The organism is Kitasatospora sp. NPDC051170 (assembly GCF_044455705.1).
GTDB lineage: Bacteria > Actinomycetota > Actinomycetes > Streptomycetales > Streptomycetaceae > Kitasatospora.
In genome coordinates, this window is record NZ_JBITFA010000016.1 from 164,625 (window position 1) to 177,276 (window position 12,652).

Consider the following 12,652-nt stretch of genomic DNA (forward strand, 5'->3'; position numbering starts at 1 on the left):
ACGGACGGACGGCCCGCGCCCGCGTCCGCCGCCGTCGGCAGATTCCGTACCGCGCCGGAGGTACGCCGCGCGCCGTCATCCCCGCGATGTAGTCACCGGGTGTACGGGCCGCAGCCGCCCGCCGGGCTGTGCCGGGCGCGGTCGGGCCGCCACAATGTCCCGGTGATCAACCACCCGACGGTGCGGCGGCTGCTGGAGGCCGTCCGCCCCGACCCCGAAAGGGCCCCGGCGCCCCGGCCCGTGACGGCGCGCGGCCTCGCGTTCGACGCGGCCGTGGCACTGTTCCTGGCGGCGGTCGCCGGCCGCTACGCCTCGATCGCGCACGGACCGGAGGAGGCGTCCTGGCAGGGGCTGCGGCTGCTGGTCCCGTTCGTGCCGCTGCCGCTGCTGCTGCGGCGGCGTTACCCGCTGACGGTGCTGGTGGCGGTGGTCGCGGGCGCGCTGCTGGTGCGGCACACCTCCGAGGACATCGCGTACACGATGGGCGAGGCGGTGATCGTCGCCGCGTACAGTGCCGCCGCGTACGGGCGCCGCCTCTGGCCGGTGCTGTCCGCTCTGGCCGCCGCGACCGCCGCCCTGGTCCTGCTGTTCACGGCGGCGAAGCTGCCGCACTTCCCCAACGGCGTGATGGCCGTGCTGGTGCTGGTGCCGGTGTTCGCGGTGGCCTGGGAGCTGCGGATGTGGCGGCGCCGGGTGGAGGAGGAGCGGGAGCGGCGCTCCGATCTGGAGAGTGCCCAGCTGGCGGCCCTGGAGCGCGCGGTGGAGCTCGAACGGGCGCGCATCGCCCGGGAGTTGCACGACGTGGTGACCCACAACGTGAGCATGATGACGATCCAGGCCGGCGCCGCCCGCAAGATCCTGGACACCGCACCGGACCGGGCCCGCGAGGCGATGGCCGCGGTGGAGGCCGGAGGCCGCGCGGCGATGACCGAACTGCGGCACGTGATGGGCCTGTTGACGATCGAGGCGGGCTCGGGGGAGGACCCTGCGGGCAGTGCGGACCTGAGCCCGCAGCCGGGTCTCGACCGGCTCGACGCCCTGGTCGAGGGCGTCCGGCGGGCCGGTCTGCCGGTGACCCTGACCGTCCGCGGCGAGCCGGGGCCCGTCCCGCCCGGGGTCGGGCTGGCGGCCTACCGCGTCGTCCAGGAGGCCCTGACCAACACCGTCAAGCACGCGGGCGGCGCCGAAGCCCGCGTGACGGTCGAGTACGGCGCCGACCGGCTGCGGGTGGAGGTCACCGACACCGGCGGCCGCCGCACCGGCGCCGCCTCCACCGGCAACGGCCGGGGCCTGCTCGGCCTGCGCGAACGCCTCGCCGTCTACGGCGGCACCCTGCACACCGGCCCCCGCACCCGCGGCGGCTACCGCGTCAAAGCCCTGATCCCGTTGGAGAGTTCGTGAGCATGCTGCGCGTGGTGGTGGCCGACGACCAGGCCCTGGTCCGTACCGGGTTCCGGCTGATCCTGGAGTCCGAGGGCATCGAGGTGACGGCCGAGGCCGAGGACGGCGAGCAGGCCGTGGCGGCGGTGCGGCGCACCCGGCCGGACGTGGTGCTGATGGACATCCGGATGCCGGGCCTGGACGGGCTGGAGGCCACCCGGCGCATCCTCGCCGACCCCGCGCCCGCGGGGCAGGAGCCGCCGAGGATCATCATGCTGACCACCTTCGACCTGGACCACTACGTGTACGCGGCGATGGCCGCCGGGGCGAGCGGCTTCCTACTCAAGGACGTCACCCCCGAGCACCTGGCCGCCGCCGTCCGCCTGGTGCGCACCGGGGACGCGCTGCTCGCCCCCGCGATCACCCGCCGGCTGGTCGAGCGCTTCGCCCGCCCGGACACCGGGCCCGACGCGGCCTCGGCCCCGCACCGGGAGCTGGCCACGCTCACCCCGCGCGAGCTGGAGGTGACCACGCTGCTCGCGCGCGGGCTCAGCAACGCCGAACTCGCCGCCCGGCTGGGCCTGTCGGAGGCGACGGTGAAGACGCACGTCGCCCGCATCCTCGCCAAGCTGGGCCTGCGCGACCGGGCCCAGGTGGTGGTCGCGGCGTACGAGACGGGGCTGGTGAGCGTGGGCTCGTCGGACAGCTGAAACGGCCGCTGACACGCCGTGACGGCGGGAGCCCTCGGTCGGGGGCTCCCGCCGTCACGGATCGAGCCGGGATCGATCCGGATCGAGCCGGATCAGGCCGGATCGAGCCGGGGTCACACCAGGTCGTACCGGTCCCCGTTCATGACCTTGACCCAGGCCGCGACGAAGTCCGTCACGAACTTCTCCTTGGCGTCGTCCGAGGCGTACACCTCGGCCACGGCCCGCAGTTCGGCGTTGGAGCCGAACACCAGGTCCGCCCGGCTGCCGGTCCAGCGGACCGCGCCCGACTCGTCCCGGCCCTCGAAGGTGTCGGACGCCTCGGTGGTGGCCTTCCAACTGGTGCCCAGGTCCAGCAGGTTGACGAAGAAGTCGTTCGTCAGCACGCCGGGCGTGTCGGTGAGCACGCCGAGCGAGGACTGCTGGTGGTTGGCACCCAGCACGCGCAGGCCGCCGACCAGGACGGTCAGTTCGGGCGCGCTGAGGTTCAGCAGGTTCGCCTTGTCGAGCAGCAGGTACTCGGCCGGGAGCCGGTTGCCCTTGCCGACCCAGTTGCGGAAGCCGTCCGCCTTGGGCTCCAGGGCGGCGAAGGACTCGACGTCCGTGAGCTCCTGCGGGGCGTCCACGCGGCCGGGCGCGAACGGCACCTCGACGGCCAGGCCCGCCGCACGGGCGGCCTGCTCGACGCCGACGCCGCCGGCCAGCACCACCAGGTCGGCCAGGGAGACCTGGACGTCGCCGGACTGGGCGTTGAACTCCTGCTGGACGCCCTCGAGGGCGCGCAGCACGCCGGCGAGGCGGTCGGGCTCGTTGACCTCCCAGCCGATCTGCGGCTGCAGCCGGATGCGCCCGCCGTTGGCGCCGCCGCGCTTGTCGCTGTTGCGGTAGGAGGAGGCGGCCGCCCAGGCGGTGGAGACCAGCTCGGAGACGGACAGGCCCGTGGCGGCGATGCGGCGCTTGAGGTCGGCGACCTCGGCCGCGCCGATCTGCTGGTACGTGACGGCGGGCAGCGGGTCCTGCCAGAGCAGGTGCTCGGCGGGGACCTCGGGGCCGAGGTAGCGCACGACCGGGCCCATGTCGCGGTGGGTGAGCTTGTACCAGGCGCGGGCGAACGCGTCGGCGAAGGCCGCCGGGTTCTCCAGGAAGCGCCGGGAGATGGGCTCGTAGACCGGGTCGAAGCGCAGCGACAGGTCGGTGGTGAGCATGATCGGCACGTGGCGCTTGGACGGGTCGTGGGCGTCCGGGACGGTGCCCTCGCCGGCGCCGTCCTTGGGCTTCCACTGGTTGGCGCCGACGGGGCTCTTGGTGAGCTCCCACTCGTAGCCGAACAGCGTCTCGAAGAAGCTGTTGTCCCAGGTGATCGGGGTGGCGGTCCAGGTGCCCTCGAGGCCGCTGGTGATCGCGTCGCCGCCGACGCCGGTGCCGAAGGTGCTCTTCCAGCCCAGGCCCTGCTGCTCGATCGGCGCGGCCTCGGGGTCGGGGCCGACGTTGTCCGCCGGGCCGGCGCCGTGGGTCTTGCCGAAGGTGTGGCCGCCGGCGATCAGCGCGACGGTCTCCTCGTCGTCCATGGCCATCCGGGCGAAGGTCTCGCGGATGTCGCGGGCGGCGGCGATCGGGTCCGGGTTGCCGTTGGGGCCTTCGGGGTTGACGTAGATGAGGCCCATCTGGACGGCGGCGAGCGGGTTCTCCAGCTCGCGGTCGCCGGTGTAGCGCTCGTCGCCGAGCCAGGTGGTCTCGGGGCCCCAGTAGACGTCCTCGTCGGGCTCCCACTCGTCGACGCGGCCGCCGCCGAAGCCGAAGGTGTCGAAGCCCATGCCTTCGAGGGCGACGTTGCCGGTGAGGACGATCAGGTCGGCCCAGGAGAGAGCGCGGCCGTACTTCTTCTTCACCGGCCAGAGCAGCCGGCGGGCCTTGTCGAGGCTGGCGTTGTCGGGCCAGCTGTTGAGCGGGGCGAAGCGCTGCTGCCCGCCGCCGGCGCCGCCGCGGCCGTCGCTGATGCGGTAGGTGCCGGCGCTGTGCCAGGCCATGCGGATCATGAACGGGCCGTAGTGCCCGAAGTCGGCCGGCCACCAGTCCTTGGAGGTGGTCAGCACCTCCTGGATGTCCCGCTTGACGGCGGGCAGGTCGAGGACCTTGAACGCGGCCGCGTAGTCGAAGTCGCCGCCGAGGGGGTTGGCCACGGCGGGGTTCTTCGCGAGGATCTTGAGGTTGAGCCGCTCGGGCCACCACTGGCGGTTCCCGCCGCCCTGGGTGGGATGCGGGGCCCGCCCGTGGTTCACCGGGCAGCCTTCCGCCTTCGCCGCCTCGCCGGTTGCATCGTGGTTGTCAGACATGGGAATCCTTCCCTACAAGGCGGATCACGTTTGTCTTACCTGCTACCTAGGCTATCGCCGGAGCCGATCCTACGATGGACGTAATCCAGGTCAAGAACGACACCAAACCCTTATCCGGTCGGGAACCGGATGACCTCGGACTCCGTTGGTAAAATCCGTTCTTCCCATTGACCTGAATAGGTGAACCGATATGAGTGACCTGCTGGACCGGCTGCGCGGGCGCGGCTGGCGCCTCACCTCCCAGCGGCGTGTCGTGGCCGAGGTCCTGGACGGCGACCACGTCCACCTGACCGCGGACGAGGTGCACGCCCGGGCGGCCGTGCACCTGCCGGAGATCTCCCGGGCGACGGTCTACAACACCCTCGGCGAGCTGGTCACCCTGGGCGAGATCATCGAGGTCTCCACGGACGGGCGCGCCAAGCGCTACGACCCCAACGCGCACCACCCCCACCAGCACCTGATCTGCACCGGCTGCGGCACCATCCGCGACGTCCACCCGACGGGCGACCCGCTCGCCGAGCTGCCCTCCGAGCAGCGCTTCGGCTTCGCCCTCTCGGGCGCCGAGGTCACCTACCGGGGGCTCTGCCCGGCCTGCGCGGGCTGACGGAGGCGGGCAGTCGCCGCACGGCCCCTCCGGTCTTCCGGCGGTGAACCAGGACGTGTAGTGTCCTGGTTATGAGGATGGGCGAAGGCGTCGAGTGGGGGCTGCACTGCTGCCTCACCCTGGCCTGGCTGGGCGACGAGCACCCCGTACCCACGGCCCGGCTGGCGGCCTGGTTCGACCTGCCGCCCGCCTACCTGACCAAGCGCCTACAGGCGCTCGTCCGGGCCGGCATCCTCACCTCCACCCCCGGGGCCAAGGGCGGCTTCCGGCTGGGCCGGGCCCCCGAGCTGATCACGCTCATGGACGTGGTCACCGCCATCGAGGGCACGGAGGAGGCGTTCCGCTGCACCGAGATCCGGCAGCGCACGGAGGGCGCCGCGGCGGCCGGCGGCGACTTCCGCCACCCCTGCGGCGTCGCCACCGCGATGCGCAGGGCCGAACTCGCCTGGCGCCGCGAACTCGCCGCCCAGACGGTGGCCGACCTGATGGCCGCCGCACCCGCCGGCGCCGCGGAGCGGACCCGGCGGCACTACTTCCGCACCTGAACCACCTCCGCACCTGAACTACTTCTGTAGTGGCACTACTTCCGTAGTGACACCACTTCCGTAGTCGACCACGCCCCGGCACCGAGTTCTCGGGAGAACCTGGATGTCCAATGTCTCGATTAAGCCCACCCCAACCGCCTCCCCCGCAGGGCTCTCCGCCACCCTCGTCCTCGCCCTCGGCACCTTCGCCGTCGGCACCGACGCCTTCGTGGTCGCCGGGTTCCTCCCGCCCATGGCCGAGGACCTGGGCACCACCACCGCCACCGCCGGCTGGTCCGTCACCGTCTTCGCCGCCGCCTACGCCGTCCTCTCCCCCGTCCTGGCCACCCTCCTCGCCCGGCTCCCCCGCCGGACCGTGCTGATCGCCGCCCTCGCCGTCCTCGGCCTGGCCAACCTCGGCTCCGCACTCGCCCCCTCGATGGCCGCCCTGCTCGCCACCCGCGTCCTCGCGGCCGCCGGCGCCGCCTCCTACACACCCAATGCGGGAGCGGCCGCCGCCTCCCTCGTCCGCCCCGGCCAGCGCGCCCGCGCCCTGGCGGTGGTGGTCGGCGGGCTGACCGTCGCCACCGCCGTCGGCGTGCCGCTGGGCAACGCGGCCAGCCACTGGTCGAGTTGGCGCACCGCGCTGGCCACCGTCGCGGGCCTGTGCCTGCTCGTCGCCGCCGTGCTGAGCCTGGTCATGCCGCCGGTGCCCGGCAGCCCCCGGGTGCCGCTGCGCACCCGGCTCGCCGTGCTGCGCCGCCCGGCCGTCCTCACTGTGCTGCCGCTCACGGTGCTCGGCATGGCCGCCGGGTACGTCGCGTACGCCTACAGCGTCCCGGTGCTGACGGCCGTCCACGTGCCCGAGCACTCCGTGCTGTGGATGCTCCTCCTGTACGGACTGGGCGCGGTGGCCGGAAACCTCGCCTCCGGCTGGGCGACCGACCGCTTCGGCTCCTCCGCCGTCCTGACCGCCGGCTACGCGGTGATGACCCTCGCCCTCGGCGGCCTGGCCTGGCTCGCCCGGCTCGCCGCCGACACCGACGTCACCGACGTCGCTGACACCGAGGCCGTCCCGCTGGTCGGCCTGCTGGTCCTGCTGTGGGGCGCGGGCTGCTGGTGCCAGACCCCGCCGCAGCAGCACCGGCTGATCGAAGTCGCCCCGCAGGAGGCGCCGTTGGTAGTCTCGCTCAACTCCTCCGGCATCTACGCGGGCATCGGCCTGGGCTCGGTACTCGGCGGCGCGACGCTCGGCTCCGGCGCCGGCGCGGTCTACGGGCTGGCCGCAGGGCTCTCGGCGCTGGCGCTGCTCTTCCTGCGGGTCAGCCTCAGGTGGTCGCGCCCGAAGGGCTCCTGAGGCCGCGTCGGAGACCCTCCCGCGCCGAGCAGGTGATCGCGTGGCGATCATCCGACCTTCGCGGTCTCGTCGTACGGTAACCGCGTCATCACCTCGCGCGCCGCCTCGTGCCCGAGCAACGGGAAGAAGAGGGGCATCCGCCACGCGGCGGGTGCCCCTCTTCTCCTCTAAGACGCCCGAGGTCAGTTGAAGACCACGACGTCGGTACGCATCGGCAGCGAGCTGCCCCAGTCGATGTTGATCTTGAAGGTCACGACCCCGTTCGCGGGGGCGATGCTCGACACCTGGAGGGCGGCGGCCCCCACGAACCGGTGCCCATTGGCGTCGATCTCCGAGGCGGTGATCACCACGCTCGAGTCGACCCCGATCACGTTCCACGGGATCTGCAGGTTGAACACCCCGTGCGACGGGGTCCACGTCCACCAACCCCGCCACACGGCACCGACGTTACCGCCGATCGCGAGGCCCTGGTGGTCGGTGCTGTCGGGGTGCGAGCCGCCCGAGATCTGCGGCAGCCCGGAGGCGGAGGATTCGACTGCGGTCATGGCGTCACTCCTTGCGCCGGGAGAGCCTTCGGGCTCTCCGAACACTTCGAGTGTCGGTCAGTATGCGCAGCATCGGCAATCACTCGTGAGAGTGAACCTGTCAATGATCAACCCGCCCTCGCCACACGCGGGTTGGGATCCGAAGGTCCCGTCAGGAGAGCCTGCGGGCGCCGGCGGCGGGGGTGGCGGTGAGGGTGTGGGGTGGGGTGAAGGCGGCGTGGCGGAAGGCGGTGGTGACGGCGGTGGCGACGTGGGGGGCCCGGGGGGCGTCCACCAGGGCGATGACGGAGCCGCCGAAGCCGCCGCCGGTCATGCGGGCGCCGTGGGCGCCGGCGGTGACGGCGGCTTCGACGGCGAGGTCCGTTTCGGGGCAGGAGACGCGGTAGTCGTCGCGGAGGGAGGCGTGGCCGGCGGTGAGGACGGGGCCGAGGGCGGTGAGGTCTCCGGTGTCGAGGTGGGCGACGGCGGTCTCGACGCGGGCGTTCTCGGTGACGACGTGGCGGACCAGGGGGCGGAGTTCGTCAGGGAGTCGAGGCAGGGAGGCAGGCAGGTCGGAGGGGGCGAGGGAGCGCAGGGCGGGCAGGCCGAGGAGGGCGGCGGCGCGTTCGCAACCGGCGCGCAGGGCGGCGTAGGCGCCGTCGGCGAGGTCGTGCTTGACGCGGGTGTCGATGACGAGCAGGGCGAGCCCCGCCCCCGTGAGGTCGATCGGGACCTGGCGGCCGGTGAGGTCGCGGCTGTCCAGGTAGAGCGCGGAGCCCTCCCGGCAGCACATCGAGGCCATCTGGTCCATGATCCCGCAGGGGACGCCGACGAAGGCGTTCTCCGCGCGCTGGGCGATCAGGGCCAGGTCGGGCGCCGAAAGGCCCAGCCCGTACAGGTCGTTGTACGCGGCGGCGACCGCGCACTCCAGGGCGGCGGAGGAGGAGAGCCCGGCGCCGGAGGGCACGTCGCTGTCCAGGCGCAGGTCGGCGCCGCCGACCTCGTACCCGGCCTCGCGCAGGGCCCACACCACGGCGGCCGGGTACGCGACCCAGCCGGGGACCGCGCCCGGGGCCAGCTCGGCGACGGACAACTCCCGCACCGGGCCCTTCCCCTGGGCGGACCAGAGCCGCAGCAGTCCGTCCGGACGACGCCGGGCCTGGGCGCGGACGGTCTGCGGGAGGGCGATGGGCAGGACGAACCCGCCGTTGTAGTCGGTGTGTTCGCCGATCAGGTTGACCCGGCCGGGCGCGGCCCACTCCCCCTCGGGGGCGTGGCCGTAGAGGTCGGTGAAGCTGTTCATGCGGTGGCCTCCCGCAGCCGGCGGGCCGCGTCCTCGGGGGTGACGTCGTTGACGAAGGCGTCCATGCCGGATTCCACGCCGGCCAGGTACTTGAGCTTGTCGGCGGCACGCCGGATGGTGAACAGCTCCAGGTGCAGGGCGAGTTCCGGCCCCCCGACGGCCGGAGCGAGGGGGGCCTGGTGCCAGGCGGAGATGTACGGGGTGCGGCCGGTGCCGAAGAGGCGGTCGAAGCGGCGCAGCAACTCCAGGTAGAGGTGCGGGAATTCGGCGCGCTGCTCCTCGTCGAGGGCGGTGAGGTCGGGCACCCGGCGGTGGGGGTGGAGGTGCACCTCGTAGGGCCAGCGGGCGGCGAAGGGGACGAAGGCCGTCCAGTGCTCTCCGGCGAGCACCACCCGTTCGCCGTGGGCGCGTTCGGCGGCGAGGAGGTCCTCGAAGAGGTTGCGGCCGGTGGCGGCGCGGTGCTCGGCGGCGCGGGCGACCGCCTTGGCGGTGCGGGGGGTGGTGAAGGGGAAGGCGTAGATCTGGCCGTGGGGGTGGGCGAGGGTGACGCCGATCTCGGCGCCCCGGTTCTCGAAGCAGTAGACCTGCTGGACGCCGGGCAGGGCGGAGAGTTCGGCGGTGCGGTCGGTCCAGGCGTCGAGGACGAGCCGGGCCTGGGCGGGGGTGAGGTCGGCGAAGGAGGCGTCGTGGTCGGCGGTGAAGCAGACGACCTCGCAGCGGCCGGCGCCGGGGCCGCTGCGCCACAGCTCATCCGCAGCGGACACGGCTGATGGCACGGCTGTGGGCGCGGCTGTGGCGGCCGGTCCGGCGAGGGAGGGGAAGCGGTTCTCGAAGACTGCGACCTGGTAGTCCTCCGCCGGGATCTCGCTGAGCCGCCCGTCGCGGGAGGGACAGAGCGGGCACTCCTCGGCCGGTGGCTGGTACGTGCGGGCCTGGCGGTGGGCGGCGATGGTGACCCAGTCGCCGGTGGCCGGGTCGAGGCGCACCTCGGAGCCGTGGGAGGGCGGGTCGAGGGGCCGCCGGTCGACGGTCTCGCGGGGTACGGGCGCGCCCCGGTCGTAGTAGAGGAGCCGTCGGCCGTCCGCGAGGGTGGTCTCGGTCCTGGCGGTGGGGGTGGGCTGGGGCAGGATCGTCCCGCGCATGGTCTTCTTCCTCTGCGTGACGCCTCGACGGTCACTCGACGGTCACCCGTCGGCCGATGATCAGCGGAAAGCTACAATCCCGAACATTATCCATCAAGACAGAACATGGAAAGCACCGAGGAGGGTCTCCGATGACCGACAGCGCCCAACCGCTCGCCGAGCAGCGCCGTGCACTGATCCTGGAGCAGGTTCGCATGCGCGGCGGGGTGAGGGTGACCGAGCTGGTCCGGGAGCTGGGCGTGTCCGACATGACCGTCCGCCGGGACCTGGACGCGCTGGCCCGGCGGGGCCTGGTGCACAAGGTGCACGGCGGCGCCGTGCGGACGGAGGCCCCGGCGAGCCGCGAGCCCGGGTTCGAGACCAAGGCGAGCTGGGAGCTGCCCGCGAAGGAGGCGATCGCCCGGGCTGCGGCCGCGCTCGTCCCGCCCGGTTCGGCGGTCGCGCTGGCGGCCGGGACGACCACCTACGCCGTCGCCCGGCACCTGCGCGCCGTCGAGGGGCTCACCGTGGTCACCAACTCGCTGCGGATCGCCGAGCTGCTCGAACAGCCGGACGAGGACGGCGCCCCCGCCACCGCGACGGTGATCCGCACCGGCGGGGTGCGCACGCCCTCGGACGCGCTGGTCGGGCCGGTGGCCGACCAGGCGATCCGCTCGCTGCACGTCAACCTGCTGATCCTCGGCTGCCACGGCCTCTCCGCCGACACCGGGCTGACCACCCCGAACCTGGGCGAGGCGGAGACCAACCGCAGCTTCCTGCAGTCCGCGCGCCGGGTGGTCGTGGTGGCCGACCACACCAAGTGGGAGGCGGTCGGGCTGGCCTCCTTCGCGACGCTGGACCAGCTGGACGTCCTGGTGACCGACGACGGGCTCCCGGCCGAGCGGCGGGAGGCGGCCGCCCGGCTGGTCGGCGAGCTGATCGTCGCCCCGGCCGGGTCCTGACCCCGGTCAGTGACGACGACCGGGTTCAGCGCCGGCGCACGGTCAGCAGCCCTCCCCTCGGCACCGGGATCGTCCCGGTGAGGGCCAGCTCGACCTCGCCCTCCCGCAGGACCCGCCCCCGGGCGTCCCGCACGGTGACCTCCGCCGCCCCGCCCCCGCCCGTCAGCCGCACCTCCGGGTCGGCGTCGGCGTTGGCCACCAGCAGGGTGTGCCAGCCGCCGGAGGCGTCCACCGGCAGCGCCGCGTACCGGGCCACCACCCGCGTCCCCTCCCGGGCAGCCGTGACCAGCGGGTACCCGAGGTCGGGCCGGGCCGGGCGCAGCTCGCCCAGCTGCAGGGTGGCGAGGTGCTCGCGGAAGACGCCGAGCCAGAAGCCGAGCGCCTCGCGCTGCGCCTCGCTCTGCGCGGCGAGGTCGACGGAGACCTGGGGGACGGCGAAGAGCACGTTGATCAGGTGGCAGGCGATCTGCTCCGGCGGCTCGGCCGGGTGCCACATCAGCATGTCGGAGTGGACGGGGACGGGCCCGGAGGCGAGGCGCAGGTCGACGGTGCGCTGCCGGTTCTCCTGCGGGCTGAGCGGGCAGTCGGTGGCGCGGACCATGGTGACGTACGGCCACAGGCCCGGGCCCGTGTACGGCTGGCGGTGCTCGACCATCGCCTCGGGGTTCGCGGTGGTGATCCGGCGGCGGATGCCGGCGAGCAGGCGTTCCACGCCCTCGTCGACGCTCGCGCAGTCCGCCTCCGGGCCGGCCGGGGGCGCGTCCGCCCGGGCGAACCGGTCGATGAAGTCGATCTTGAGCCCGTCCGCGCCCCACTCCTCGACGGCGCGGGCGAGCCGGTCGGTGAGGAACTCGCGGACCTCGGGGTAGCGCGGGTCGGCGACGATCGCGCCCAGGTGCGGTTCCTCGGCGAGGGCGTAGCCGTCGAGCTTGCGGTAGGCGGCGCTGTCCGTGCCGATGAACGGCAGCGCGTACCAGAGCAGGTAGCGCACGCCGAGGTCGCGCACCCGGCGCACGTGCGCGGCGGTGTCGGGCAGGGAGACGGGCTCCCAGTCGCCGCAGTGGGCGTAGCCGCGGGTGCGGTCGGCGGTCATCCAGCCGTCGTCCACGATGAGGACGTCCAGGCCCAGCGGCTTGCCGAGCGCGGCCTGCGCCTCGACGCGTGCGGGGGTGACGTCCTGGTGCATCGCGTACCAGGTGGAGTAGGCGGGCAGGCGGGCCGCATCGGGGATGCGGGCGGTACGGGTGTCGCCCCACCAGGCGGTGAGGTCGGCGAGGCAGCGGGCGAAGTGGCGGCGGGAGGTGTCGATCCGTACGGTGAGCCGGCCTTCGGCCTGCGCCCAGAAGCGGAACTCGCCGCTCTCCTCGACGACTCCGGCCCCGGCCAGGACGTCGGGCCGGTCGGCGGCGAAGGCGCACACGGCGACGTCCCCCGTGCCGACCAGGGCAGCGATCGGGGCGCCGGCGGCCAGGCCCGTACGGCGCGGGGCGCTCCAGGCGGCGGGCAGCCAGCCGGTGCCGCGCGGCTCGGGCGTCCAGAGGGCGGTGGCGTCCACGCAGGGCAGCCGCCATTCGATGCGCACCGGGCCGGGGCCCTCGGCGCTCACCTCGGCGACGCCGTCCGCGACCGCCCGCGCGGTGGCCGCGCCGCCACCGACCCGCAGGTCGAGCCCCTCGGCGTAGAGCGGGCGCAGTCCGTCGGCGGGGGCGGGGGCGTGCGGCTCCCAGACGTCGGTGCCGTCGATGCCGTCGGGCCCGCTCGTGCTCGGCCCGGTCGTGCTCGGGTCGGTCGTACCTGGCTCGGGCGTGATCGGGTCGGTCGTGATCGGCTCGGTCAT

The 12,652-nt window shown here is 73.8% G+C and carries 11 protein-coding genes; 6 read left to right on the plus strand and 5 right to left on the minus strand.

Translation table 11 applies throughout. The features are described 5' to 3' along the window. Window positions 1-162 precede the first annotated feature (162 nt). Both ACIBCA_RS29650 and ACIBCA_RS29655 read left to right on the plus strand, forming a co-directional pair. Complete coding sequence (locus ACIBCA_RS29650; protein WP_396286090.1) at window positions 163-1,401, plus strand: sensor histidine kinase; 1,239 nt, start codon at window positions 163-165, stop codon at window positions 1,399-1,401. Window positions 1,402-1,403: 2 nt separating this feature from the next. Continuing rightward, window positions 1,404-2,090, plus strand: coding sequence for a response regulator (locus tag ACIBCA_RS29655; protein ID WP_396286165.1), 687 nt, complete (start codon window positions 1,404-1,406; stop codon window positions 2,088-2,090). 113 nt (window positions 2,091-2,203) lie between these two features. Here ACIBCA_RS29655 and katG read toward each other — a convergent pair whose 3' ends face one another. After that, window positions 2,204-4,420, minus strand: coding sequence for a catalase/peroxidase HPI (gene katG / locus ACIBCA_RS29660; RefSeq protein WP_396286091.1), 2,217 nt, complete (start codon window positions 4,418-4,420; stop codon window positions 2,204-2,206). 190 nt (window positions 4,421-4,610) lie between these two features. On the opposite strand from katG, the gene ACIBCA_RS29665 reads away from it, so the two are divergent. From ACIBCA_RS29665 to ACIBCA_RS29675, 3 genes are all read left to right on the plus strand, one after another. Next, window positions 4,611-5,024, plus strand: a complete 414-nt coding sequence (locus ACIBCA_RS29665; RefSeq protein ID WP_396286092.1) for a Fur family transcriptional regulator — start codon at window positions 4,611-4,613, stop codon at window positions 5,022-5,024. A 71-nt stretch (window positions 5,025-5,095) separates the two neighbouring features. Further along, complete coding sequence (locus ACIBCA_RS29670) at window positions 5,096-5,569, plus strand: RrF2 family transcriptional regulator (protein WP_396286093.1); 474 nt, start codon at window positions 5,096-5,098, stop codon at window positions 5,567-5,569. A 103-nt stretch (window positions 5,570-5,672) separates the two neighbouring features. Then, entirely contained in the window at window positions 5,673-6,905 is a 1,233-nt protein-coding gene (locus ACIBCA_RS29675; RefSeq protein WP_396286094.1) for an MFS transporter, read from the plus strand. A 182-nt stretch (window positions 6,906-7,087) separates the two neighbouring features. Here the strand turns inward: ACIBCA_RS29675 and ACIBCA_RS29680 are convergent, their stop codons facing one another. The 3 genes from ACIBCA_RS29680 to galT all read right to left on the minus strand — a co-directional run bounded on the left by ACIBCA_RS29680 (window position 7,088) and on the right by galT (window position 9,874). Continuing rightward, window positions 7,088-7,450 (minus strand): hypothetical protein, encoded by a 363-nt coding sequence (locus ACIBCA_RS29680; protein WP_396286095.1) that lies wholly within the window; start codon window positions 7,448-7,450, stop codon window positions 7,088-7,090. Between the two features lie 151 nt (window positions 7,451-7,601). After that, window positions 7,602-8,732 carry a galactokinase gene (galK, locus tag ACIBCA_RS29685; RefSeq protein WP_396286096.1) on the minus strand — a complete coding sequence of 377 codons (1,131 nt, stop codon included), beginning with the start codon at window positions 8,730-8,732 and terminating at the stop codon, window positions 7,602-7,604. Beyond that, complete coding sequence (gene galT / locus ACIBCA_RS29690) at window positions 8,729-9,874, minus strand: galactose-1-phosphate uridylyltransferase (protein ID WP_396286097.1); 1,146 nt, start codon at window positions 9,872-9,874, stop codon at window positions 8,729-8,731. Before galT ends, galK begins: the two co-directional genes overlap by 4 nt. A gap of 131 nt (window positions 9,875-10,005) precedes the next feature. Here galT and ACIBCA_RS29695 point away from each other — a divergent pair, with 131 nt between their 5' ends. Beyond that, window positions 10,006-10,815 carry a DeoR/GlpR family DNA-binding transcription regulator gene (locus ACIBCA_RS29695; protein WP_396286098.1) on the plus strand — a complete coding sequence of 270 codons (810 nt, stop codon included), beginning with the start codon at window positions 10,006-10,008 and terminating at the stop codon, window positions 10,813-10,815. A gap of 25 nt (window positions 10,816-10,840) precedes the next feature. Here the strand turns inward: ACIBCA_RS29695 and ACIBCA_RS29700 are convergent, their stop codons facing one another. Next, window positions 10,841-12,652 (minus strand): glycoside hydrolase family 36 protein, encoded by a 1,812-nt coding sequence (locus ACIBCA_RS29700; RefSeq protein ID WP_396286099.1) that lies wholly within the window; start codon window positions 12,650-12,652, stop codon window positions 10,841-10,843.